Origin of the sequence: Streptomyces sp. NPDC001530, from assembly GCF_042894545.1 — a bacterium.
GTDB lineage: Bacteria > Actinomycetota > Actinomycetes > Streptomycetales > Streptomycetaceae > Streptomyces.
The window spans coordinates 36,551-62,592 of sequence record NZ_JBIAVS010000031.1 but is presented as its reverse complement, the minus strand read 5'-3'; the positions used below and the strand labels follow the sequence as shown (position 1 = coordinate 62,592).

14 protein-coding genes and 2 pseudogenes are annotated in these 26,042 nt (G+C 66.8%); 4 read left to right on the top strand and 12 right to left on the bottom strand.

Annotated elements, in window-relative coordinates:
- Positions 1-151 precede the first annotated feature (151 nt).
- From ACFY0T_RS43620 to ngcE, 3 genes are read right to left on the bottom strand one after another with little or no spacing between them, the layout of a single operon-like run.
- On the bottom strand, positions 152-1,090 hold the full coding sequence (locus tag ACFY0T_RS43620) for a carbohydrate ABC transporter permease (protein ID WP_388884087.1): 939 nt from the start codon (positions 1,088-1,090) through the stop codon (positions 152-154).
- A 17-nt stretch (positions 1,091-1,107) separates the two neighbouring features.
- Positions 1,108-2,040, bottom strand: a complete 933-nt coding sequence (locus ACFY0T_RS43615) for a carbohydrate ABC transporter permease (protein ID WP_388884085.1) — start codon at positions 2,038-2,040, stop codon at positions 1,108-1,110.
- A 55-nt stretch (positions 2,041-2,095) separates the two neighbouring features.
- A complete protein-coding gene (gene ngcE, locus ACFY0T_RS43610) occupies positions 2,096-3,544 on the bottom strand; it encodes an N-acetylglucosamine/diacetylchitobiose ABC transporter substrate-binding protein (protein WP_388884083.1) in 1,449 nt (482 codons plus the stop codon).
- Between the two features lie 549 nt (positions 3,545-4,093).
- On the opposite strand from ngcE, the gene ACFY0T_RS43605 reads away from it, so the two are divergent.
- A complete protein-coding gene (locus tag ACFY0T_RS43605; RefSeq protein ID WP_388884081.1) occupies positions 4,094-7,918 on the top strand; it encodes a GH92 family glycosyl hydrolase in 3,825 nt (1,274 codons plus the stop codon).
- Between the two features lie 71 nt (positions 7,919-7,989).
- On the opposite strand, the gene ACFY0T_RS43600 is transcribed toward ACFY0T_RS43605, so the two are convergent.
- Both ACFY0T_RS43600 and ACFY0T_RS43595 read right to left on the bottom strand, forming a co-directional pair.
- On the bottom strand, positions 7,990-11,259 hold the full coding sequence (locus tag ACFY0T_RS43600; RefSeq protein ID WP_388884079.1) for a GH92 family glycosyl hydrolase: 3,270 nt from the start codon (positions 11,257-11,259) through the stop codon (positions 7,990-7,992).
- A 359-nt stretch (positions 11,260-11,618) separates the two neighbouring features.
- Positions 11,619-12,691 (bottom strand): annotated as a pseudogene (locus tag ACFY0T_RS43595) (lytic polysaccharide monooxygenase).
- 927 nt (positions 12,692-13,618) lie between these two features.
- Here ACFY0T_RS43595 and ACFY0T_RS43590 point away from each other — a divergent pair.
- Positions 13,619-16,291 (top strand): tetratricopeptide repeat protein, encoded by a 2,673-nt coding sequence (locus ACFY0T_RS43590; RefSeq protein ID WP_388884077.1) that lies wholly within the window; start codon positions 13,619-13,621, stop codon positions 16,289-16,291.
- Positions 16,292-16,309: 18 nt separating this feature from the next.
- Here the strand turns inward: ACFY0T_RS43590 and ACFY0T_RS43585 are convergent, their stop codons facing one another.
- From ACFY0T_RS43585 to acnA, 7 genes and pseudogenes are all read right to left on the bottom strand, one after another.
- On the bottom strand, positions 16,310-17,854 hold the full coding sequence (locus tag ACFY0T_RS43585; protein WP_388884075.1) for a hypothetical protein: 1,545 nt from the start codon (positions 17,852-17,854) through the stop codon (positions 16,310-16,312).
- Positions 17,851-18,543 (bottom strand): aspartate/glutamate racemase family protein, encoded by a 693-nt coding sequence (locus ACFY0T_RS43580; RefSeq protein WP_388884073.1) that lies wholly within the window; start codon positions 18,541-18,543, stop codon positions 17,851-17,853. Before ACFY0T_RS43580 ends, ACFY0T_RS43585 begins: the two co-directional genes overlap by 4 nt.
- Positions 18,540-19,640, bottom strand: a complete 1,101-nt coding sequence (locus tag ACFY0T_RS43575) for a MalY/PatB family protein (RefSeq protein WP_388884071.1) — start codon at positions 19,638-19,640, stop codon at positions 18,540-18,542. The genes ACFY0T_RS43580 and ACFY0T_RS43575 overlap by 4 nt, the downstream gene beginning before the upstream one ends.
- Positions 19,641-19,692: 52 nt before the next feature.
- Positions 19,693-20,487, bottom strand: coding sequence for a serine O-acetyltransferase (locus ACFY0T_RS43570; RefSeq protein WP_388884069.1), 795 nt, complete (start codon positions 20,485-20,487; stop codon positions 19,693-19,695).
- Complete coding sequence (locus ACFY0T_RS43565; protein ID WP_388884067.1) at positions 20,484-21,383, bottom strand: PLP-dependent cysteine synthase family protein; 900 nt, start codon at positions 21,381-21,383, stop codon at positions 20,484-20,486. The genes ACFY0T_RS43570 and ACFY0T_RS43565 overlap by 4 nt, the downstream gene beginning before the upstream one ends.
- Positions 21,384-21,618: 235 nt before the next feature.
- A pseudogene (locus tag ACFY0T_RS43560) lies at positions 21,619-21,780 on the bottom strand (ATP-binding protein); the annotation flags it as partial.
- 240 nt (positions 21,781-22,020) lie between these two features.
- A complete protein-coding gene (gene acnA, locus ACFY0T_RS43555; protein WP_388884065.1) occupies positions 22,021-24,735 on the bottom strand; it encodes an aconitate hydratase AcnA in 2,715 nt (904 codons plus the stop codon).
- Between the two features lie 328 nt (positions 24,736-25,063).
- Here acnA and ACFY0T_RS43550 point away from each other — a divergent pair, with 328 nt between their 5' ends.
- Together ACFY0T_RS43550 and ACFY0T_RS43545 are read left to right on the top strand one after the other, a co-directional pair.
- A complete protein-coding gene (locus ACFY0T_RS43550; protein ID WP_388884063.1) occupies positions 25,064-25,639 on the top strand; it encodes a hypothetical protein in 576 nt (191 codons plus the stop codon).
- 153 nt (positions 25,640-25,792) lie between these two features.
- The gene (locus ACFY0T_RS43545) at positions 25,793-25,990 is read left to right on the top strand and encodes a DUF4236 domain-containing protein (protein WP_388884061.1); all 198 of its coding nucleotides are present in this window, start codon (positions 25,793-25,795) and stop codon (positions 25,988-25,990) included.
- Positions 25,991-26,042: the final 52 nt, after the last annotated feature.

Genomic DNA, 26,042 nt, shown 5'->3' with positions numbered 1-26,042 from the left:
GTGAACTCCAAGCTCCGCTGAACGGGTTACCGCAGTCAAGTCCTTGAGGGAAATCGGGTCCGTAGAGCCGCGTTCCGCTTCCGTCACCGTCCGTACACGCGTACGCCACCCCCGGGATCGGAGGTGGCGTACGGGAAGGACGGGTCGGGAGCTACTTGAGGGTCGCCGAGGTGAGACCCGCCTGGACCTGACGCTGGAAGGAGAGGTACACGACGAGCATGGGGATCATCGCGATCGTCACGCCCGCGAAGAGGACGGGGAGGTCGGTGGCGTACCCCTGCTGTTGCTGGAGCTGGATGAGGCCCTGGGTGAGAACGTAGCGTTCCGGATCCGCGCTGCTCTGTGGCTGCATGAGGACGGACGGCAGGATGTACTGGTTCCACTGGCCCAGCACGTTGAAGATGCCCACGCTCAGCAGTCCCGGCTTGGCCATCGGCAGCATGACCTGGAAGAACGCCCGGGTGTGCGAGGCCCCGTCGAGCACGGCCGCCTCGAAGACCGCCGTGGGCAGTGTGCGGAAGAAGGCGTGCATGAAGAACACGGTGAACGGCATCGAGTAGGCGACGTACACCAGGATCAGCCCTTGGTACGTGTTCAACATGTCGAGACGCTTGACCATGAAGAACAGCGGCACCAGGGCGAGGAAGACGGGGAACATGGCCCCGCCGACGAAGAAGTAGTAGATGAGCCGGTTGCCCGGGAACTCGTAGCGGGCCAGTACGTACGCCGCCATCGAGCCGAAGAGCATGGTCAGCGGGACCGAGAACACCAGCACGATGAGGGTGTTCGTGAAGTAGTCGCCGATGCCCTTGTTCCAGGCCCTGCTGAACACGTCCAGCTGCCAGTTCGAGGGCCAGCTCAGGGCCGAGCCGCCGATCTGCGCGTCGGTCTTGAAGGAGCTCAGGACCAGCCAGAGCAGCGGCAGGATGATCAGCACGGCCCACAGGGCGAGGAATCCGTGCGAGAAGACGTTGAGGGCGAGGCCCTCGGTGCGCCGGTCGCCCGGGCGCGGCGGGGCCTTCTTGACCGCTCGCTGCGGGGGTACGCCGTCGCCGCCGACCTTCGTCGGCTCGGTGATGGGTGCGCTCATTGTCGTCTGTCTCCCGCTCAGAACTCGATGCGCTCGCGGCGGGTGGCGCGCAGCGTGACCACGGACAGGATCAGGGTGAGGAGGAGCATGATGACGCCCATGGCGCAGGCGTAGCCGCTCTTTCCGAAGTAGAGGAAGTTGCGCATCATGACGTTCGCCATGACCTCGCTGTGGTGGTCGGGTCCGCCGCCGTAGCCCGTTCCCTGGGTCATGGTCGAGACGAGGACGAACATGTCCATCGCGATGATGCCGAGATAGACCCAGGCGGTCTGCACGGTGTCCCACAGCAGCGGCAGGGTGACCCGGAAGAAGGTGTGCGCGCGGCCCGCGCCGTCGAGCAGCGCGGCCTCGTAGATGTCCTTCGGGATGGACTGCATGGCGGCGGAGAACAGCACCAGATAGAAGCCGACGCCGTGCCAGACGACCACCGCCATGAGGCACCAGAGCACCAGGTTGGGCTCGTTCATCCACTCAATGGGACTGTTGGCGTCGACCAGGCCCAGCTTGATCAGGGCGCCGTTGAGCAGACCGCCGCTGTCACTGCGGTAGAGCGCCGCGAAGAGCACCGCGACGATCGCGAGCGACAGCACCTGCGGGAAGAAGTAGACGATCTTGTAGACGCGGGATCCGGCGACGCCCTGCACACCGCCGGCGCCGCCCTTCCCGCCCGCGTTCACCATGAAGGCGAAGAAGAGCGCGAGCAGGATGGTGATCACCGGGATGAACACCAGGAACAGGATGTTGTGCCAGATCGCTTCGAGGAATACGTCGTCCTGGAACAACGCCTTGTAATTGTCCAGGCCGACGAAACTGAACGTCTGCGACTGGCCCTTCCAGTCGGTGAAGGAGTAGCCGATGGTCTGTATGTACGGCCAGATCACGAAGATCAGATACAGCGCCAAAGGTGCGAGGAGAAACCCCGCGACGAACCGGTACTGCCCTTTTCGCATGGCATCCTGCCCCTGGTGTTCCGGGTGTGCGTGACCCTGGTGTTCCGGGTTCGAATCAGTCGCGGTGGTTCTTCTTGGACTCCGGGTCCTTGGCCGCCTTGTCGACGGCTGCCTGGGCCCGCTTCAGCCATTCCTTCGGCTGAATTCGCTTGGACATCAGCTCGTTGGACGCGTTCTCGATCGCGGTGCCCATCTCGCTGTACCAGTTGATGTACAGGTAGTTGAAGGTATTGTCGCCCGCCGCCTTGGAGGCCTCAACGGTCGACTGCGTACCGGGGCGCAGCTGCACGCCCTCGCTCACGCCGTCCTTGAGGATGGTGAGCGAGTTGGCCTTCTGTGCGAAGAGGGTCGACCACTCCTTGGAGAGCATGGAGCGCATGAACTCCTTGGCCTGGGGCAGGTTTCCGGCCTTCGCGGGGATGATGAAGGGCTCGCCGGAGCCGGCCCGGATCGCCTCGAACGGCAGCTTGCTGTCGGGCAGGTTGGGCATCGGCATGAACTTCATGTCGAAGTCGGCCGGGGTCTGCTTGAGCTGCTCGTTCTCCAGCCAGGAACCGCAGGTGATGAACGCGGCCTTGTACTGGTTCCACCGGGTCTGCGACTCGGTGTGGGTGAGGCCGTTGGTGCCCGGCATCAGGTAGCCCTTCTCGACGACCTCGTAGATCGCCTCGATGGCCGCCTCGGCCGCGTCGCTGCCGACGAACGCCTTGGGGTCGAGGTTGTCGATCGCCTTCATGGCGTCCAGACCGCCCTTCTTGGCGATCAGGTCCATGATGGCGACGTTGATGTAGTACGGGTACTTGCCCTGGTGGGCGAGTCCGCCGATGCCCTGCGACTTGGCATCCTTGCAGATGGCGAGGAAGTCGTCCCAGGTCTTCGGCACCTCCCAGCCCTTCTCCTTGAAGAGCTTGCCGGAGTACCACAGACCCCACACCGTGTAGATGTAGTTGAGGGAGACGACCTTGCCGCCCTGCAGGCCCGGGTCGAGCGTGCCGGGGATCAGGGTGTCGCGGACCTTCTTGCTCGGGTCGTCGATGGACGGCGCGTCGAGGACCGCGGCGAGGTCGAGGAGCTGTCCGCTCTTGTAGAGCACGTCCAGCTTGATCTGCTGGGCACCGGAGTCGTCGACGATGTCCGGCGGGTTGCCGCCGTTGAAGCGCGGCTGGAGCTTGCCGGTGATCTCCTGGGTGCCGGTGTGGGCGGTGGTGGTGCCCCACTTCTTGTCGAAGGCGGCCTCCCAGGCCTTGGCGTAGTCGTCGCCGTAGCCACCCTTGAAGACGACGACTTCGAGCTTGCCGCCCTTCTCCAGGCCGAAGGGGTTGGTCTTGCTGGTCTTGCCGGTGCCCTTGTCGCCGGAGTTGTTGTCGTCGCCTCCGCCGCTCGCACACGCGGACAGGAAGCTCATCGTCGGTACGGAGATCAGGCCGAGTGCCGCCGACCGCTTGATCAGATCACGGCGGCCGACACCCTCGGGGTTGCTGTTCTCGGCGGAAGTGGATCCCATGCTCAAGTCCTCGCCTTCTCCAGGACTCAGGCGGTGAACCGGATCCTCCCCGGCACCGCGGTTAGGTCAAGCTGGGGTCGTGCGTGGGGGATTCAGTGCGGCGACGCGACGGTACGTGTATGTGACACGGTCCCTCGCCTCGTGATTTTCCCCCTGGGGTCCTACCTGTCCACGGCCGTCGAACGACCGGGCGGACGCCGACAGGTATAGTCCACTTCCCGCCAACGGAGCAAGATCGAATGCAGGTTTGCCTGTGGGTCTTTTCCGAGTTGAGACCTCACGGAAATATGGGGCGCCCGTGCAGCACTCCGGCGAAGATCGACAGGGTGCCAACCTCCCGCAATGGGAGTAATGCGCAGCTCGTCGTGCGGTATTCATCCCGGAGGCTCCACCCAACACCCTTGACACCACTGACAACTTGACTCCCTACTGGTCCTTGCGCAGCAAAGCTGACAACGTTGTCCAGCGCACGCGAGTGAGCCGAAGGGGCGCACCGGCTGTAGCGCCCCGGAGGTGAACGAGCAAAAGACACAGGGAGGGTGCTCGCGCATGCAGCACAGAGCTCGGTACAGACGGAGTTCTTCGGCTCGGACTGGATGGGGTTTCTCGACGGCACTTGGGGTGGCAGCGCTTTCTCTCGTGGTCGCCTCGCAGGGCGTAGCGGTCGCCCTGCCCGCCCAAGCAGCGGCCGCCGACCGGGAGTTCACCTCCTCGTTCGAATCGGGTGATCCGGCGCCGGACTGGCTGAACACGGTCGATACGGCACCTGATGGGACGAAACGGTCATCCGGTGTCGACGGCGGCTACAGCACCGGCATCCCCGGCAATGTCACCGACCACGTCACCGACGTCCGGGCCAGCGGTGAGAACACCGGCGCGGGCGAGGTGAAGGAGAACCTCGTCGACGGCGAGTCGAGCACCAAGTGGCTGACCTTCGAGCCCACCGGCTGGGCGGAGTTCGACCTGGACGCCCCGGTCAAGGTGGTCACGTACGCGCTTACCTCGGCCAACGACCACGACGAGCGCGACCCCAAGGACTGGACCCTCCAGGGCTCCACGGACGGCAAGGACTGGAAGACCCTCGACACCCGCTCCGGGGAATCCTTCGGCGAGCGGTTCCAGACGAAGTCGTACGACATCGCGAGCCCCGTCGAGTACCAGCACTTCCGGCTCGACGTCACGAAGAACAACGGCGGCGACATCCTCCAGCTCGCCGACGTCCAGTTCTCGACGGGCCAGAGCGACGACCCGACGCCCAAGGACATGCTCTCGCTGGTGGACCGCGGTCCGAGCGGCTCGCCCACCGCCAAGGCGGGCGCGGGCTTCACCGGCAAGCGGGCCCTGCGCTACGCCGGTACGCACAAAGTGGACGGCCGGGCGTACTCGTACAACAAGGTCTTCGACGTCAACGTGGCCGTCGGGCGCGACACCGAGCTGTCGTACCGGATCTTCCCGTCGATGGCGGACGGCGACCGGGACTACGACGCGACGAACGTGGCTGTGGACCTGGTCTTCACCGACGGCAGCTACCTCAGTGACCTGGGCGCGACGGACCAGCACGGCTTCGCACTGACGCCGCAGGGGCAGGGCGCGGCCAAGGTGCTGTACGTCAACCAGTGGAACAACGTCGCCTCGCGGATCGGTTCGGTCGCGGCCGGAAAGACGGTGGACCGGATCCTGCTGGCGTACGACTCGCCGAAGGGGCCCGCGAAGTTCCGCGGCTGGCTGGACGACGTCTCGCTGCGGGTGAAGCAGCCCGAGAAGCCGAAGGCGCATCTGTCCGACTACGCGTCGACCATCCGCGGCACCAACTCCAGCGGCGGCTTCTCGCGCGGCAACAACTTCCCGGCGACGGCCGTCCCGCACGGCTTCAACTTCTGGACGCCGGTGACCAACGCGGGTTCCCTGAGCTGGCTCTACGACTACGCCCGGGCGAACAACTCGGACAATCTACCCACGATCCAGGCGTTCAGCGCGAGCCATGAGCCCAGCCCCTGGATGGGTGACCGGCAGACCTTCCAGGTGATGCCGTCGGCTGCGTCCGGCGCCCCGGACACCGGCCGGGAGGCCCGCGAGCTCGCCTTCCGGCACGAGAACGAGACCGCGCGCCCCTACTACTACGGGGTGACCTTCGAGAACGGGCTCAAGGCGGAGATGGCGCCGACGGACCATGCGGCGGCGCTGCGCTTCACCTACCCCGGTGACGACGCGAGCGTGATCTTCGACAATGTCACCGAGCAGGCGGGGCTGACGCTCGACAAGGAGCACGGGATCGTCACCGGCTACTCGGACGTGAAGTCCGGGCTGTCGACGGGGGCGACGCGGCTGTTCGTCTACGGGGTGTTCGACGCGCCGGTGACGGACGGGGACTCGTCCGGGGTCAAGGGGTACCTCCGCTTCAAGGCCGAGGACCACACCGTCACCCTGCGCCTCGCCACCTCACTGATCAGCGTCGACCAGGCGAAGGACAACCTCCGCCAGGAGATCCCCGACGGCACGTCCTTCGGGACGGTCAAGGAGCGGGCGCAGAAGCAGTGGGACAGGCTGCTCGGCAAGGTCGAGGTCGAGGGCGCGACACCGGACCAGCTGACGACGCTGTACTCCAGCCTGTACCGGCTGTATCTGTACCCCAACTCCGGCTTTGAGAAGGTCGGTTCGAAGGACCAGTACGCCTCGCCGTTCTCACCGATGCCGGGTCCGGACACCCCCACCCACACCGGAGCGAAGATCGTCGACGGCAAGGTGTACGTCAACAACGGCTTCTGGGACACCTATCGGACGACCTGGCCGGCGTACACGCTCCTGACGCCCAGTCAGGCGGGTGAGATGGTCGACGGCTTCGTGCAGCAGTACAAGGACGGCGGCTGGACCTCGCGCTGGTCCTCTCCCGGATACGCGGACCTGATGACCGGCACGTCGTCGGACGTGGCGTTCGCGGACGCGTATGTGAAGGGTGTCGGCTTCGACGCGGAGTCGGCGTACGACGCGGCCCTGAAGAACGCGACCGTCGTCCCGCCGACGTCGGGCGTGGGCCGCAAGGGCATGACGACCTCGCCCTTCCTCGGCTACACGAGCACCGACACCCACGAGGGGCTGTCGTGGGCGCTGGAGGGCTACCTCAACGACTACGGCATCGCGAAGATGGGCCAGGCCCTCTACAAGAAGACCGGCGAGAAGCACTACAAGGAGGAGTCCGCGTACTTCCTCAACCGCGCCCAGGAGTACGTGAACCTCTTCGACCCGAAGGCCGGCTTCTTCCAGGGCCGTGACACGAAGGGCGACTGGCGGGTCGAGTCGTCGAAGTACGACCCGCGTGTGTGGGGCTACGACTACACGGAGACCAACGGCTGGGGCTACGCGTTCACGGCGCCCCAGGACTCGCGGGGTCTGGCGAACCTGTACGGCGGCCGCAGCGGCCTCGCGGAGAAGCTCGACGCGTACTTCGCGACGCCCGAGACGGCCTCCCCGGAGTTCGTGGGCTCGTACGGCGGAGTCATCCACGAGATGACCGAGGCCCGTGACGTACGGATGGGCATGTACGGGCACTCCAACCAGGTGGCCCACCACGTGAATTACATGTACGACGCGGCGGGCCGGCCGTGGAAGACGCAGAAGAACGTCCGCGAGGTCCTCTCCCGCCTCTACACCGGCAGCGAGATCGGGCAGGGCTACCACGGCGACGAGGACAACGGCGAGCAGTCGGCCTGGTACCTCTTCTCCTCGCTCGGCTTCTACCCGCTGGTGATGGGCAGCGGCGAATACGCCGTCGGCTCCCCGCTGTTCACCAAGGCGATCGTCCACCTGGAGAACGGCGAGGACCTGGTGGTCAAGGCACCGAAGAACAGCGCGAAGAACGTGTACGTGCAGGGTCTGAGGGTCAACGGCAAGACGTGGACGTCGACTTCACTCCCGCACTCGCTCATCTCCCGTGGTGGAGTGCTGGAGTTCGACATGGGATCCAAGCCGTCCTCGTGGGGCACCGGCAAGAACGCGGCACCCGTGTCGATCACGCAGGACGACAAGGTGCCCGCGCCGCGCACGGACGCCCTCAAGGGAGAGGGAGCGCTCTTCGACAACACGTCGGCGACGGACGCGACGGCCACCACCGTGGACCTGCCCATCGCCGCTGACACCAAGGCAGTTCAGTACACCCTGACGTCGTCCTCGGACCACACCAAGGCTCCGAGCGGCTGGGTCCTCCAGGGCTCGGATGACGGCACGCAGTGGACGGACGTGGACAAGCGCTCCGGCGAGTCCTTCACCTGGGACAAGCAGACCCGCGCCTTCACGGTCGCGGACCCGGGCACGTACACGCACTACCGCCTGGTCCTCGACGGTGAGGCGACGCTCGCGGAGGTGGAACTGCTGGCCTGACGCACACCCCCACGGGAGAGGGGCGGGCGCGGAGTGATCTCCGCGCCCGCCCCGCGTTCATGTGGTGCGGTTCAGCTCACCGCGAGCGTGAAGACATGCAGGTCGGCGTTGTCCGGCAGCGTCACGCTCTTGATGGTCCTGCCGGACGGGGCCTGGAAGGGCTTGGTGGCGAAGACGTACGTCGTCACCGGATCCTTGTCGGCGCCCGCGACGTTGCGGTACGCGGCCTTGGCGACGGTCTCGTTGCCGTACTGGACGGTGCCGGCTCCGCCGCCGACGGTCCAGTCGGTGAAGGAGAGGTCGATCGAGTCCGTGGTGCCGTCGGTGTAGGTGACAGTCGCCTTCGTCTGCTGGTTGCCGTTGACCGCGCTGCCGATGAAGGACAACTGGCTTGACGCTCGGGTGAGTTCGATGCTCTGGCCGGTCGCCGAGGCGTTGTCGGGGCGGCCGGAGGGGGAGGCGGGCCAGGTGTAGCCGAGGCCGTCCACGGTGCCCTGCTTGCCGGGGGTCAGGCCCGCGTCGGCGAGGGCCTGACGGGAGTAGCTCCAGCCACCGCCGTCGTAGTCGGCCTCGTCGTGGTCACCGGTGTCGTCCGAGATGCCGGTGTTGTTGTACGCGGCGAGCAGGGTCCCGGGGGCCGCGACGGTGAGGGCCACCGGCTGCTCGTACGAGGTGTCGGTCGAGGTCACGGTGACCTTGACGTCGTAGAAGCCCTGCTGGGCGTCCTCGCCCGCCGACAGGGTGATCTGCTGGGCGCCGTCGGTCACCGCGCCCTCGGCGGGAGTCGCCGTCACACCGTCCGGCACGTCCACGCGGAAGCGCACCTCGGGACCCGCGCCGCCGCTCAGGGCGAGGGCGCGGATGTCGAGCTTCGTGCTGCGGCCGGGCGCGAGCGTCGCCGTGGTCGGGCCCACACCGATCTGGTACGGCTGCTCGCCCTCGCGGAAGGAGGGCGGAGCGGCGGCCTCGGAGCTGCCCCACTGCTGGTCGGGGGTGTCGCTCAGTGTGTAGTCGAGTGTGCCGCCGTCCCGGACGAAGGAGGCCGGGAGCCAGGGCCGGTCGCTGGTACGGCCGTTGACCTTCAGGGAGTGGATGTACGGGGCGTCGGCGGCCGCGCCCTGCGCTCGGATCTCGATGTCGGCGCCGCCCGGCCGCTCTATCTCCACGCTCGGGAACAGCGGTGAGGACAGGGTGAGTTCGGCGCGGGAGGGCACCTGGGGGTACATGCCGAGCGAGGAGAAGACGTACCAGGACGACATCGCGCCGAGGTCGTCGTTCCCTGGAATGCCGCCCGGCTGCGTCGACCACAGCCGGCTCATCGCCGCGCGGACGGTCTGCTGCGTCTTGTAGGGCGCGCCCGCGTAGTCGTAGAGGTACGGCACGTTGATCGACGGCTCGTTGTCCAGCTCGGACTTGTCGCCGCCGCTGCCCGTGAAGGCCCAGCTGCCGTCGGCGTTGTGGAAGAAGGCGTCCAGGCGGTCGAGGGCCTTGTCGCGGCCGCCCATGGCCGCGAAGAGCCCGGCCGGGTCGTGCTGCACCATCCAGGTGTACTGGGCCGCCGTACCCTCCACGAATCCGTTGCCGGTCGCCGGGGTGAAGCCGGTGACCCAGCTGCCGTCCGCCTTGCGGTTGGCGATGTAGCCGCCGCTCGGGTCGGCCGCGATGTTGAAGTTGTTCTGCCACCACTGGGAGCGGCGGACGAAGTCGGCGGCGGTCTTCTTCTCCCCCGCTGCCAGGGCGAGTTGGGAAATCGCGAAGTCCGCGCCCGACATCTCCAGGGTCTCGGCGGCGCCGCCCCAGGCATTCGACACGGACGGCATGTAGTGCTGCTTCAGGTACTTGTCGAGCGATGGCCGCTGGCCCACCGACAGGACCGGCTTGCCCGCCGACGAGAGGTCCTGCTCGGTCGGTACGGTCGCCGCCCGGACCAGGGACTCCAGCGCGCCGCGCAGATCGAAGTCCGTGCCGCCGAAGGCCCGGATGCCCGCGAGCGCGGCCGGTGACGGGTCGCCGTTCATGACGTGGGTGCCCCTCGCGCCGTGCAGCCAGCGGTCCCAGACTCCCCCGTTCTGCCGGGCGAGTTCGAGCAGCGACTGCGCGATGTCGGAGCCGGTGTCCGGGTTGAGGAGGGTGAGCAGCTGCACCTGGGAACGGTAGACGTCCCAGCCGGAGAAGGTGCCGTACTGCGCCTGGTGGCCGCGGCCGACGACATGGACCTTGTCGTCGGGGCCTCGGTATCTGCGGTCGGCGTCGCTGATGACGTTCGGGTGCAGGAGGGCGTGGTAGAGAGCGGTGTAGAAGGTGGTGCGCTGGTCGTCGGTGCCGCCGCCGACCCGGACGGCACCGAGCCGGTCGCGCCAGGCGCGGTGGGCGGAGTCCTGGACCGAGGCGAAGGACCGGGACGGCGGGTTCTCCGCGGCGAGGTTGGCCTCGGCACCCGCCTGACTCACGTACGAGATACCGACCTTGACGTTCACCGGGTCCGTGCCGGGCGCGAACTCCACATAGCCGCCGGCGCCCTTGCCCGCGACGGGCCGGCCGCCCTGCCCGAATCCGCCGGTGCCGCCGCCGGCCTCCGTCGCCCCCGGGCTCAGCTTGTCGTCCCGCCAGGTGCCGGTCGCCTTGAAGTCACGGTCGAAGCGGGCTGTGAAGTAGAGGGTGTAATAGGCGCGTTGCCCCTCCGGGTCGAGGTAGCCGCAGAAGTTTCCGGAGGTGACGGACCCGGAGACCGTGCGCGTCGCCGGGTCGATCTTCAGGGACGAATCCGTCGAGCCGACCTCGGAGTTGGCGGTACGGATCAGCAGGGAGGCGGGTTTGTCGGCGGGGAAGGTGAAGCGGCCCGAGCCGGTGCGCGCGGTCGCCGTGAGGTCGGCGGTGACACCGGAAGCGAGCCCGACCTTGTAGTGGCCGGGCTCCGCGGTCTCGTCGGCGTGCGCGAAGTCGGCCGCGTACACGGCGTCCTTGGTGTCGCCCGCCGGCGAGGAGGTGACCTCACCGGCGTACGGGAAGAACGGGATGTCGCCGCTGCCGCCCGCGCAGCCCGTGCCGGACATGTGGGTGAGGCTGAAGCCCCGGATGCGCGTGGCGTCGTACTGGTAGCCGCCCGGCGCGGCGGTGCGGGTGGCGTCGCCGCGGGTGTTCTCGGGGCTCCAGGAGAGCATGCCGAAGGGCACGACGGCGCCGGGGAAGACATTGCCGCCGTTCTTGGTGCCGATGAGCGGATCGACGTACGCGGTGGGGTCCCGGACGAGATCAGGGGGAGCGGTGGCGGCCACCGCGGGGGTGATCCCACCGGCCGCCAGGGCGATGGCCAGCAGGACGGATGACGGACGGAAACGCATGACGCGGCCCCTCCTCCTTCGGACGGGTCGCGCACCACGGGTCGCACAAGCCGCAGGGACAGTAACGTGCGCCACGGGCACCACGGAAGACCGCGTACAGTCCGGCAGATGGCAGACGCACCTGGCACACATCTCAATGGACCTGCGCACACGTCGACCGGTGCCAACTGGCTTGACATCGTTGTCCGTTGAGGCGGTAGAGTCATGTACAGACCATTCGACAACGTTGTCGCTCACCGCGATCACACAAGCCATGCACCATCCCGGGCGGGGCCTCCCCCGATCCCGCCCGGGCTCGCGGACCGGGTGAGTCCCGAACAGCCCACCCGGTCCGCCCTGAGCAGCTTGAGATCAAGGGATCAACCCACCCGACAAGAAGGGTTGTTGACGGATCGTCACCGGAGCTCGAGACGACGTACCCGAACGTCGCGCTCCTGCCCGGATCCAGCGCCCCGTTCCAGTCGGCGTTGTGCACCATCACCTCCTGGCCGTTGTACGTCGCGTTGCCGTTCCACAGGCTGACGACCGACTGCCCGCTCGGCAGTGTCCAGTCGACCATCCAGCCGAGCATCGGCACTTCGCCGGTGTTGGTGACGGTCACCTCGGACTGGTAGCCGCCGGACCAGCTGTTGGTCGTACGACGGGTGGCGGAGCACTCGCCAGGGACCGGGTCGGTCGGGTTGCCAGGTTCGTGAATGCCCGTCACTTCGCCGTCGCCGCCGTCGAAGACGACGTCGGAGCAGGAGTAGAAGGTCTCCGCGCTGTCCGAGCGCTGCCAGACCATGTAGATGATGTGGCGGCCCGACTTGTTCGCCGGGAGCTTGCCGCTCCAGGAGTAGTTGGCCTCGACCGTGCCCGGGGTGCCGTTGAGCGGCGGGTGGTCGACCGTGAGGAACGGCTGGTCCTCCATGTCGTTCCAGGTGAGCGTCTTGGTCGGGTCGAAGCCGTCCTTGGTGATGTAGACGGAGAACCAACCCGGGTGCGCGGCCCAGGCGTTGTACGAGAAGTCGACCGTCGCGCCCGAGGTGAGATGGGTGAGTGGCCAGTCGCCGCGCGGCAGATTGAACCCCGTGAAGTTGGTGTTGCCGCCGCTGCACAGCTCGCCGTCGGGGACGAAGCCGCGGGTGCGCCCTGCACCGTCCGAGCGCAGCACCGAGAACCAGTTGTAGAACGGCGTGGTGCCGCTCACCTGCTGCGCCGCCTTGCAGGCCGGGTTCACGGGTTTGATCTCACCGGTGTCGGTCAGCCCGTCCTGCCAGCACAGGAAGGTGCGGCTGCCGGGCTTCATGGGGGTGCCGTGGGCCTCCGCCCTGCCGCCTGTCATCGCGACCAGGGTGAGGGCCGGGACGACGGTGAGTAGGGCGAGGAGGATGAGGAGGAGGGGTCGGCGGGGAGTGGGCCGCGGTAATCGCGGGATTTTTGTCATAGCCATGACACTTCAACGCCCCTTCGCTCGATGGTCGTGAGGAACGTGCGAATGAAGGCGCGTGGGGTGGGGGCGATCCCGGGGGCGGGTTCCGGTCCACCGGGTGTGGGAGCGCTCCCACCTCACTCGGTGGTGAAGTTAGCGCGGACCGGGACCGCTGTAAACGCCTGACGCACGAGGGCCGCGCCTGGGGTGGGTGCGGCCCTCGCGTGGACGGAGAAGCTGGTGATGACGGAAAATGGATGGCGGTTACGTCTGTCGTGGGGCGGTACGTCAGTGGTGGTGCGGCGAGGTCAGCAGGTGCTGACGCCGACTCATTGCCGGGCGCTCTGGCGCCGCCCGGGCCCACCGCCCGGGGCGCCGGAGGCCGAGGGGTCGCCGTGCCGGTTTCGTCGTCGGCGAGTGCGGCCCAGGCTCCGGCGCCGCCCATGGTCGCAACCGCCGCGGCACCACCGGCGAGGAAGACCTCCGCATGAAGGTACGGCGGCTCGCGTGAGCGCGTCTGCCCTCCCCATTGTCGAGCTCCGTCATCGTCGCAGGCTCCCTTCGCCATGGGCACGTCCACTACGGACGTCCGCGCGCCACCGACTCTCGTGGGCGACCGAGGCGCGAAATCGTCTCGAATCGACCAGAGAATCGAAATGCATATTCAGGGATGCCCAGGCGCATCACCGTTACCAATAGCCACCAATGGCAAGTCCGTTCGATTCAGAAATGTTCTCGGACGTGCTTGCACATAGCGGCAGGGATTCCTGGTGACGGGGCGACGGATGTGCAGAAAGTCGAATACGCAAGGGTCTATGCAGAACATGTCAGTCAATGATTTAGTCAACGACAATGCCCGCCGAGAGCATCGCCATTCGTCCTCGACTGAGGAACGGCACATCGGCTCTCATGGGGCGGGCGACCAGATGTTGCCGTTTTCGGGGGATTATGGCCACACATCTCAAACCAGTCCTGCTCGCCAGTGGGGCGGCTTTGGCCGTGGCGCTGCCAGGCATCCTCGCCGCGGCGCACCTCAAGTCGCCTGTGGTGGTGGCCAGTTCCGTCGGACTGGCTGCCGTGGTGACTGTGTTCGCGGGCTTCTGGAAGGACGAGCTCCTCCAGACATTCCAGCGGGATCGGAACCATGCGACCTTCGTACGCGACGGATGCCTCACCACCAAGGGGCACATGCCTCTGGTCCGCCAGGTGGTCGAACCGACGTGGCTCGGTGTCCATGCGGCGCGCGGCGTCACAGGGCGAGGAACGACGAGCCAACCTCCGTACGTGCCGCGCGACATCGACGACGAGCTGCGGGAGCACTTGGCTGCGGGGGCCTTTGTCCTCATCGTCGGAGACTCGACGGCGGGAAAGTCCCGTGCCGCATACGAAGCGCTCGCGGCAACTCTGCCGCATCACACGCTGGTCGCCCCGCAACAGCGCACCGCCCTGCCTTACGCGATCGAGCAGACGGCCGGCACACCGCGTGTCGTCCTCTGGCTCGACGACCTGGAGCGGTTCCTCGGCGACGGCGGCCTGACCCGGAATCTGATCACCAGGTTCCTCGACGCAAACGGTCAGCACCGCGTTGTCCTGGCGACGATCAGGTCGTCGGAGCTCGACACGTATGTGCGTACGGACAATGGCTCACGTCCCCTCAATCGCAATGTGCTGGACGCGCTCGCCCTGGCTCACCGTATAGACCTTCCCCGCATGTTCTCCGCGGCGGAGCGCAACAGGGCCGAGACCCGCACCTGGGATCCGCGGATCACGGCGGCATTGAGCCACGCGGACCGGTTCGGTATCGCGGAGTATTTGTCGGCCGGTCCGGAACTGTTGCACTTATGGCACGCCGCTCGCGACGGAGGGCCTCACACGCGTGGTGCCGCCCTCATCTCGGCTGCGGTCGACTGTCGCAGGGCAGGCGTGACCGCCCCACTGCCACGGCCCATTCTCGAGGAACTGTCCGTGCACTACCTCCCCAACCGGGGCGGCATCCCCTATCAGGGCGAGGCATTGAGTCATGCGTGGGCCTGGGCCACCGAGGTCCGCACGACGACCGCGCTCCTCACCGCGGTCGGCACGGACACGGTCGAGGTGTACGACTATCTCGTCGACGAAACAACGCGCACGGCCGCTTCCCCGGTCTCCGACATCACCCTCACGACGACACTCCGTTTCGCGGACGCGGCCGACGCCATGCGGGTGGGGACCATCGCCCGGGCCCACGGCAAATACGGGATCGCTCTGAGTGCGTACGAGGAAGTGCGGAACGCACGAATCGCCTCACTGGGTGAAGAAGACCCAGAAACGCTGACCAGCAGAGGGAACTATGCAGCTGTACTGCGGGTACTGGGCCGACTGCAGCAAGCCGAAGCGGAACACCGGGCGGTTCTGGAAGCACGGATCCGTGTTCTGGGCATGGACGACCCAGCCACCTTGGTGAGCCGGAACAACCTTGCTCTCGTACTCCACGACCTGGACCGTCTGGAAGAAGCCGAGGAGCAGCACCGGATCGTCAGCGACATACGCAAACGTGATCTGGGGGAAGACCATCCGGCAACTCTTACGAACCGCAACAATCACGCCTTCGTGCTGCACGACCTCGGACAGGCCACCGCGGCCGAGGCGGAGCACTGCGCCGTGCTCATGGCATACAAGAGGCTGCTCAGCGCCGCCGAGGCCGAAGCAACCGCCGGCTCTCCCAATATCGCCGCCCTGCTGAGGTCGTTGGGCAGGCTGGAGGACGCCGAAGCCGAGCATCGTACGGTCCTCGACACCAGTACCCGGGTCTTCGACCCCGACCATCCCGATGCACTGACGAGCCGCGGCAGCCCGACGCTGGTCCTCCACGCCGTCGAGAGGCTCGACGAGGCGGAAGAGATGCACCGTTCGGTCTTCGAGGGGTACGCCCGTGTCCTGGGCCCCGACCACCCCTCCACCCTCACCAGCCGTGAGAATCTGGCCGTGGTCCTGCATGCTCTGGGGCGCGTGGCCGAGGCAGAGGCGGAACACCGGGCCGTCGTGGAGAACTTCTCCAGGGTGCTGGGCCCCGACCACCCCTCCACCCTCACCAGCCGGTCGAACCTCGCGGTGGTTCTGCAAGCTCTGGGGCGAGCGGCGGAGGCAGAGACGGAACACCGGGCCGTCGTGGAGAACTTCTCCAGGGTGCTGGGCCCCGACCACCCCTCCACCCTGACCAGCCGGAACTACCTCGCGGCCCTGCTCCTGTCTCGAGGCAGGACCGCGCAGGCCGAGATCGAGCAGCGGACGGTGTTGGAGGGATTCCTGCGTGTCCTGGGCCCCGACCATTCCTCGACGTTGACGACTCGCGGCAATCTGGGCGTCGTGCTGCACGCGCTCGGCAGCTTCGCGGAGGCGGAAGCAGAGCACCGTGAGGTCCTGGAGAGGTTCACCCGGCTGCGTGGCCCCCACCATCCATCGACATTGACGAGTCGTTCGAATCACGCGGCTGCCATGCACTCCATGGGGCAGGTGGCGGAGGCCGAGGCAGAGCACCAAGCAGTGCTGGAGGGGTTCATCCGCGCGCTCGGCCCCGATCATCCCCGTACTGTGCGCGCCCGGGAGCTGCTGGGGCGTGGCAGGGGCCGCCGGTCGCGCTGAACAGCCTGGAACAAAGTCTCAGACGACCGCCTCGGGGAACTGCGCCACGCGGTTCCCCAGTGACTCAAGGAGCTCGGTGAACTCGCTCATGAGTAGGTCGCACTCGTCTGCCGAACGGCCGATCACCGTGGCACCCACCTTTCCGAAACGGCCGAAAGCAGGCCATAGATGGGGCACCACACCCCGTTCCACAGCTGAGTTCAGGGAGAGCCGAGGTGAACGCCGCAATGCCCCGATCAGCTCTTCGGTGGACAGCCCCCGGCAGGACGGTACGAGCACGCTGTCTGTTGCACGGAAGCAGACGTCATGGCCATCACGGTGTCTCAGCTCCCCCGACGTATCCCGAGCCAGCGGGACCACGGCCCGTACGGTCCTGTTCGGATGTGTACTGCCCGTCTGCCGCACGTTGATCTCTGTGGCGAAGAGCGACGGGGTCACGCTTCCTGCGCCGAACGACGCCACAATGAAGTCAACGCCGACATGGCCGACCACACCTCGCGCCGCCAGAGCCGAAAAGACCTGTGCTGCCTGGCGTGCCACTTCATCGCGGTACGTGCGGTCGGCCGGATACCGACAGCCGAGGAAGTCGCCGCTGACACCCACGTGTTGATCGTGGACGCCCAACGACTCCACACGGATCCGGGTGTCTTGCCCTCTGCTCAGAAAGGCGAGGGCGCTCGGATACCTCAGTCGGCCGGCCGACGCACTCCTGACGTGCTGCTCCACTATGGCGCCTTCCTGGCGCAGCCAGTTCAAGAAGTGCGCTCGCCGCACACCCGGGCCCATGGGCCGCAACGTGGTGCACAGTTCCCTCTCGATAGCGGCCGGGCAGTCGGTGCCTATCGCGACGAGGGCGTTCCCATGACCCGAGCCGAAACCGCGGTCGAGCTTGACGACCCAGTTGCCCGGGCCGTGGGCCCGTACCAGTGCGGACAGCCGCGCAGCGAGGGAAGCGACATCATGGTCGGCCACGTATGAGCCCGGCAGGTGGCTCACACCGGCCGACCGGAACAGTTGTCGGCTTCCTGACTTGTCTCCCCACCCGAGCATCTGAGGGTCTGCCTCGAGCAGGTTGGTGCCAAGGGCTCGCGCGAGGGCGGCCATGCGCCGACTCGATGCGAAACACGCGAGCCCCTCCACCGTGTGGCCCGAGCGACGGGCAGCATCGAGAGTCCGCCGCAGCCGCCTGACGAGACGGGCATCGTCGAGGACCTTCTCGCTCAGATGCCGGTCGCTGTCGTCGTCGATCTCGACCAGGGCGTGGCGGGCACGGCGGTCGTCCGCGCAGGCGGTACTCGACGGCACGACGCCCAGAAGGTAGTCCTCAACCCCGGCGCCCACGGGCGGAGCCTGCAGCATGATCAGGGCAAGGCCGTTGTCCGACGCCACGTTCAGGGATTCCCACAACCCTCGTGAAGAGGAGAGCCAGCGCCCCACTCCGAACGACATCTCCTGAGCGGAGAACTCCTGGGACGGACAGACGATGCGCACTCGCAGCCCTGAGCGTGTCGCCAGCGTGGCGTCCAACCGGTCGAGAGGTGCTGCCGGCGTCTTGGCCGTCATGCGCCGAGTGCCCACTCCAACGCTGTCTGGACATGGATGAGCGTGGTGTCGAAGACGGGCAGCGGACTGCTGTGTTCGTCGATCAGGAGACCGATCTCCGTGCAGCCCAGAATGACCGCTTGGGCCCCTTTGCGGGCCAATGACTCGACGATCCGGACGTAGGTTTCCCGAGAGGAGTCAAGAACTTGGCCTCGGCACAGCTCGTGGTAGATGATCTTGTGGACCAGTGCCCTCTCCTCCGCCTCGGGCACCATGACCTCGAACCCTCGCTCCACCAGGCGGTCCCGGTAGAACGCCTGCTCCATCGTGTAGCGCGTACCGAGGAGGGCCACCTTCTCGACACCCGCTCCCTGCAGTGCGGTTGCGGTCCCGTCCGCGATGTGAAGTACCGGGACATCGACGCTGGCTTGAATCGCCGGGTAGACACGGTGCATCGTGTTCGTACAGATCAGGATGCAGTCGGCCCCCGCGAGTTCCAGCTGTTGAGCACGCTGCCCGAGATACTTCCCGGCTTCCTCCCACGCACCCCTTTCCTGCAGTCTTTCGATTTCGGCGAAATCGACGGAGTGCATCACGCACGCGGCGGAGTGGAGGCCTCCGAGTCGATCCCGCGTCCCTCGATTGAGTTGTTGGTAGTAATACGCTGTTGACTCCCAGCTCATACCGCCCAACAAGCCAATGACCCTCATGCGCCCCATCCTTTCCTACCGCCCGCCTCAAGTGCGTGGCGAAATCTTTCGAGTATCATTTCGAGCCGCGCCTCGGATGTTCCGAAATTAAGCCGGACAAACCCTCCAAACGGCGATCCAAAGACCGTACCAGGCTGAAGCGCGATCTTCGCCGCATTCAAAAAGTAGGTGTACGGATCAGGATCTACCCGCGCTGCCCGTAGATCGATCCACGCAAGGTACGTGGCGGCCGGCGGCTTGAAGGACACTTGCCCGAACTGTGACAAAAATTCTATCAAGTTAGCCCGATTGGCACTCAATTGCGCCTGGAGTTGTTCCAGCCATTTGTCGCAGTGCTCCCATGCCGCAATCGTCGCAGTCAACCCCAGTGCGCCGGCACCGCTGCGCAGATGCCACGGCAACCTCCGGAACCTCGTGTGCAGCTCTTCGCTGCCGAAATGTCCGACGGCGCAGCGCAGGCCGGCGATATTGAAAGCCTTCGCGGCCGACGTGAACACGATGGTGCGCTCGGCGGCGTCACCGACCGAGGAGATCGTCCGACAAGCGGTGCCCTCATAGGAGATCTCGGCATGGACCTCATCGGCGAAGATCACCGCGTCGCTGTCCGCGGCCAATCCTGCGAGTGCCTCCAGCGTGCGCAGGTCGAATACATGCCCTGTCGGGTTGTGTGGTTGGCAGAGCAAGATCAGCCGGATCCGCCGCGACCGAACCACTGCCGCCAACGCTGCCGCCGCCCCGTCCTCGCCCAGGTTCCCCACGGGGAGGAGCACCGGCCGGCGTCCGAGTGACCGAATCGCCTCGATGAAGGGCGGATAGGTCGGGGTGTGAGTGAGGATGTGGTCGCCCCGTTGTGTGAACGCGAGAATCACACAGCACAGCGCTTGAATAATCTGTGCGCAGACCTCGACCGCCTCCGGGTTCGCGCGCCATCCCCGACGCGTTGCCATCCGTTCCGCGAACAGGTGCGCCAATCGGGAGGGCGCGCCGCCGGTGTAGTCGGGGTAGCCGAGGTCGGATCGGCCGACAGCATCACGCAGCGCGGCCCGGATGGGTGGCGCGACGGCGAAGTCGAGTTCCGCGATGTCCGCCGGGATCACTCCGGGGTCGGCACGGCCCCATTTGAGACTCAGGCCAGACCGTAATTGATCGTCAGAGAGCGCAACTAGGCGCATCGTCGCTCGCCCCCAAAGGCGCCGGGCCAACGCCCGGGGCGGCCTCCACGCTGTCGCCCCCCACCCGTACCCTGCTGCTCCGGGCCGTGATCTGCAGCGTGGAGAGGACGCGGATCCTGGAACCCGCGGGCACGTCCGCGGTGATCCTGGCGCCGGATTCGATCCGGCAGTCGTCCCCAATGGTCACTGGACCGAAGACCGCCACGTTGCCGGCGATCTCCACCCGGTCACCGACGTGGGGATGCCGCCGACCAGCACCGCGGTCCGCCCGGCCGGTGATCGACCGGCTGCCCAGCACGACGTTCTGCAGCAGATAGCAGTCGGCGCCGATGCGCACCTGTTCGCCGATGACCGTCCCGTAGCCGTGGTCAATGACCATCCGGCTGCCGATCACGGCTGCCGGATGGATTTCGACACCGGTTTCCACCTTCGCCGTCTCCGAGATACATCGCGCGGCTATCGCGATGCCATGATCCGGATGCTGACCACCGGGCATGGTGGCTCCGATCCGATGCAGCTCATGAGCCACACGATGGGCCAGCAGAGCCCGGAAACCGAGGTAACTCTCGTACACATAGACCACGCTCGACCGCGCCGCCGGATCCCGGGCCGCGAGGGCATACAGATCTTCGAGCACCTTCAGCGGTACGTTCGACATCAACTCCTGCGCCCTTGCCGGACCGAGCCCGGCCCGTGTGAGCCGCTTCCCCACCGGACGCAGTATTCGCCTCATATCCGCCTGGATCCGTTGGATCGACACCGTGTTCTTCATTCGTAGTCCTCTCCGCGGTCGTACAGAAAAGAGACGAAGACGACCTTGGTCGACACGGTATTGAGGTCCGAGGAACTGACCTTGCGGACTGCTGCGAAATTGGCACAACTACTCGGACCGACCATGATCCTGTGATCTTCGGCGAGTCTGCGCTCGGCCTCGGCAACCTCTTCATCGGTGACGGGAACTATCTCGTCCAGATCGGCGCTCGGAAAGAACGGGGCGGGCTGACCGACCGAGAATCCCTGGAGTGCGTGGCAGCCATGACGATCCGTTTTCAGATCGCAGTTCGGTGGCTCGACCCCGATCACCAGGATCCGGCGAAACCACTGGCCGAGGGCGGCGGACACCCCTCGGGCCGTCGCTCCGGTACCGAGCCCGCTGACCAGGCAGACCACGGTGTCCCGGCCGTACCCACGGCTGATCAGCTGAGCAAGGATCTCGGCCCCGGTTCCCTGTTCGTGCGCCGCCGGATTGGCTGGGTTTCCGAACTGGTTCAGATAAAAATAGCGCCCGGGATGCTGTCGCAGGATCAGCTGGACAACCGCCTCATTGTCCGCGCACTGCGGATACATGACTCCACGGTCTATTACATTGGCCCCCCACCGCGCAGCCAGCTCCTTCTTGATTTTCGAATAGCCGGGGTCCGTGACCAGAGTAAGTCCATACCCTCTGATTGCCGCCTCTATCGCAAGACCGATGCCCAAATTTCCGCCGGTCCGCTCGAGCAGGATCTTTCGACCACCCCGCACGACATGCCCCCGGCGTTCGGCGTCTTCGACCAATGCGCGCGCCACTCTCGCCTTGTGGCTACGTCCGGGGTGCAGGAACTCGCATTTGAGAAATATGCCCGGCGCCGCTTCGAAGAGAGGCGTGGGCAGCGGAGTGTCCGACATAATCGGATGGTAGTCCTGTGCTTTGCGCACAGCAAGCCAGAACGGATATTTCAGGCAAGCCACCGTTCAGGGCGACGAGACAGAAGTGGAATGTTTAATTCTGGTGTTGCGACCGGGACTCAATAAAAATGGGCTATTTCGTGGAGCCCTTGTTTCCCGATGTGACATGTCTTGACCAATTGCCCGCGTTGGGCCATCGAGTCGGCAGGGACTCCAGGGGAGCCACGGGGGACATACGCGAGCGGGACGCGTCGAGGCGGGTGAAGCGCTCGAAGACCCTGGGCAGGAGCGAGCGCGGGATGCCGGGACCGTCGTCGCGTACGCGGATGACGCGTCGGACGTCGGTGGACTCCACCGAGGCAATCACCGTGGTGCCAACAGGTGTGTGCACACGGGCGACGGTACGCCCGTCCAGGGGTGCACCTCGCGGGTGTCCTTGTCCAGTGCAAGGTCGACGCGTACGAGCGCGGACGCGTCGGGTGCCGCCTCCGCGGGACCGGCCCAGCGCAGCAACCCGAGGGACGGCTGTGTTCCACCTGAGCCCTGCCGATGTCCTCGGGAGGGCGGCGAGGGGGAAAGGCGAAGGGCCGCACCCCCGTCACCGGGGATGCGGCCCTCAACTGCCGTACTGGCCCGCTTACTTGCGGATCAGGTTGCGCAGCACGTACTGCATGATGCCGCCGTTGCGGTAGTAGTCCGCCTCGCCGGGGGTGTCGATGCGGACGACCGCGTCGAACTCGACGCCGGTGTCGGTGGTGACCTTGACCGTGCGCGGGGTGGTGCCGTTGTTCAGCTCCTCGACGCCGGTGAAGGAGAAGGTCTCCTCGCCGGTGAGGCCGAGCGACTCGGCGGAGGCGCCCTCCGGGAACTGGAGCGGGAGCACGCCCATGCCGATGAGGTTCGAGCGGTGGATGCGCTCGTACGACTCGGCGATGACGGCCTTGACGCCGAGGAGCGCGGTGCCCTTGGCGGCCCAGTCGCGGGACGAGCCGGAGCCGTACTCCTTGCCGGCCAGGATGACCAGCGGGATGCCCTGCTCGATGTAGTTGCGCGAGGCGTCGTAGATGAAGGAGACGGGGGCGTCGTCCTTCGTGAAGTCGCGGGTGTAGCCGCCCTCGGTGCCCGGCGCGATCTGGTTGCGCAGGCGGATGTTGGCGAACGTACCGCGGATCATGACCTCGTGGTTGCCTCGGCGGGAGCCGTACGAGTTGAAGTCGCGGCGCTCGACGCCGTGCTCCGTCAGGTACTTGCCCGCCGGGGTGTCGGCCTTGATCGCACCGGCCGGGGAGATGTGGTCGGTGGTGACCGAGTCGCCCAGCTTGGCGAGGACGCGGGCGCCGGCGATGTCGGAGACCGGGGTGGTCTCCATCGTCATGCCCTCGAAGTACGGGGGCTTGCGCACGTAGGTGGACTGCGGGTCCCACTCGAAGGTGTTGCCGGTCGGGATCGGCAGCGCCTGCCACTGGGCGTCGCCCGCGAAGACGTCCTGGTAGGACTTGTTGAACATGTCCTCGCCGATGGCGTTCGCCACGACGTCGTTGACCTCGGCCTCGGTGGGCCAGATGTCGGACAGGTAGACCGGCTTGCCGTCCTGGTCGGTGCCGAGCGCGTCCTTGGTGATGTCCACCTTCATGGAGCCCGCGAGGGCGTACGCGACGACCAGCGGCGGGGAGGCCAGGTAGTTCATCTTGACGTCGGGGTTGATGCGGCCCTCGAAGTTGCGGTTGCCCGAGAGGACCGAGGTCACGGCCAGGTCGTGGTCGTTGACCGCCTTGGAGACCTCCTCCGGCAGCGGGCCGGAGTTGCCGATGCAGGTGGTGCAGCCGTAGCCGACGAGGTTGAAGCCGACCTTGTCGAGGTACGGGGTCAGGCCCGCCTTGTCGAAGTAGTCGGTGACGACCTTCGAACCCGGGGCGAGGGTGGTCTTGACCCACGGCTTGCGGGTCAGGCCCTTCTCCACGGCCTTCTTCGCGACAAGCGCGGCGGCGACCATGACGTACGGGTTCGAGGTGTTGGTGCAGGAAGTGATCGCGGCGACGGTGACGGCGCCGTGGTCGATCTCGTACGTCGAGCCGTCGGCGGCCGTGACCAGGGTCGGCCGGGTCGGGACGCCGTTGTGCTCGGCCGGGGCGTCGGAGGCCGGGAAGGACTCCTTGCCCGCCTCGTCGTCCTCGTCCACGTAGTTGCGGACGTCCTGCGCGAACTGCTCCTTGGCGTTGGCGAGGACGATGCGGTCCTGCGGGCGCTTCGGACCGGCGATCGACGGGACGACCGTGGAGAGGTCGAGCTCCAGCTTCTCCGAGAAGTCGGGCTCGGCGGCCGGGTCGAGCCAGAGGCCCTGCTCCTTGGCGTACGCCTCGACGAGCGCGACCTGCTGCTCGCTGCGGCCCGTCAGCTTCAGGTACTTCAGGGTCTCGCCGTCGATCGGGAAGATCGCGGCGGTGGAGCCGAACTCCGGCGACATGTTGCCGATGGTGGCGCGGTTCGCGAGGGAGGTGGCGGCCACGCCCTCGCCGTAGAACTCGACGAACTTACCGACGACACCGTGCTTGCGGAGCATCTCGGTGATGGTCAGCACGAGGTCCGTGGCGGTGGTGCCGGCGGGCAGCTCACCGGTCAGCTTGAAGCCGACGACGCGCGGGATGAGCATCGAGACCGGCTGGCCGAGCATCGCGGCCTCGGCCTCGATGCCGCCGACGCCCCAGCCGAGGACACCGAGGCCGTTGACCATGGTGGTGTGCGAGTCGGTGCCGACGAGGGTGTCGGGGTAGGCCTGGCCGCCTCGGACCATGACCGTGCGGGCCAGGTGCTCGATGTTCACCTGGTGGACGATGCCGGTGCCCGGCGGGACGACCTTGAACTCGTCGAAGGCGGTCTGGCCCCAGCGCAGGAACTGGTAGCGCTCCTTGTTGCGGCCGTACTCCAGCTCGACGTTCTGCGCGAACGCTTCGTTCGTGCCGAACTTGTCGGCGATGACGGAGTGGTCGATGACCAGCTCGGCCGGGGCCAGCGGGTTGATCTTCGCCGGGTCGCCGCCGAGCTCCTTGACGGCCTCACGCATGGTGGCGAGGTCGACGACACAGGGCACGCCGGTGAAGTCCTGCATGATCACGCGGGCGGGCGTGAACTGGATCTCCTGGCTGGGCTGGGCCTGCGAGTCCCAGTTGCCGAGGGCCCGGATGTGGTCGGCGGTGATGTTCGCGCCGTCCTCGGTGCGGAGCAGGTTCTCCAGCAGCACCTTCAGGCTGTACGGAAGGCGAGCCGAGCCTTCCACCTTGTCCAGCCGGAAGATCTCGTACGACTCGTCGCCCACCTGCAGCGTGCTGCGGGCGTCGAAGCTGTTCGCCGACACGACAGTCTCCTTCATTGATGTGCGCGTTCCCACCGCATCCTGCCGCCACGACGTCTTGGCCGATCCGCTAAGGTAAGACTAAGTTAGGTAACCCTTACCAGGGTGGCGGCTGCGGTGCACCTCGGCAGATATCTCGATGTCGAGATAACTCTAGTACATGGGCGCGGGCTGGTCATGCCCGGCCTCGCTGTGGCGTTTCTGTTCACGAGAGGTCCCCCGTTTATTCAGTGACACACTCCCACTCTCGGTGATTGACTCCACGGCCGTGAGCGATCCCAACGATCCCGTCGAGCCGAGCGCACGTGTCGGCCCACGAGAAGGCGTGACCATGCCGGGAGCGGATCGGGGCGGACCGCTTGTCCTGACGGGGCCGGCCGGGGCCGGGAAGAGCACGCTCGGCCTGGAGCCGGCGACGCGGACCGGGAGTCCCTTCGTCGACCTGGACGCGACCGCGGAGCCCTACTACGCGGAAGTGGGCTGGAGCATCGCGCGGCTGCGCGAGCGCATCGCCGCGGTGGGGCGGCTCGCGGCCGAGGCCGAGTGGGAACCGGCTCGGGCGCACGCCGTCGCGCGAGCCGTCGCGGACCATCCGGACGCCGTGATCGCCCTGGGCGCCGGCCACACGAGCTACACCGACGGCGGGTCCCTCACCGCGGTCCGCGTCGCACTGAGCCGGTGCCGTGAGGTGATCCGCGTCCTGCCCTCCCCCGACCGCGAGGCGTCACTGGCCGCGCTGCGGCGGCGCTGCGCGCAGGACAAGGGGCGCTCCTGGACCGTCGACGGGCACGACTTCCTCGCCCACTGGCTCGACGACCCGGGCGCACGGGACTTGGCGACCCGAACCGTGTACACCGAGGGCGAGACGCCCGAGCGGACAGCGGCACGGCTGGTGCGCCACGACTGACGTCCGGCACGGCTGGTGCGCCACGACTGACGTCCGGCACTCCCGGTCCGATGCCCGAGCATCGAGGAACCGGTGGCGTTCTGCCATCAGTTCGCCGAGTCGGGGTATCCGAGCCGAGTCGGGGAAACCCGGCGGACCCCGAAGGGAGGCACGATGCCCCTCACATTCCGCAAGAGCTTCCGGATCCTTCCCGGAGTGCGCCTGAACATCAACCGGCGCTCCTGGTCCATCACCACGGGCGGCGGGCGCGGGCCGCGGCACACCCGCAGCAGCACCGGACGACGTACGACATCGGTGGATTTGCCCGGACCTTTCGGATGGCGTCGTACCCGTACCACCAGGCGTCATTGACGACCCATCACCCGAAGGAACCCCCCAGGAGGCGCCATCTCATATCTGAGAT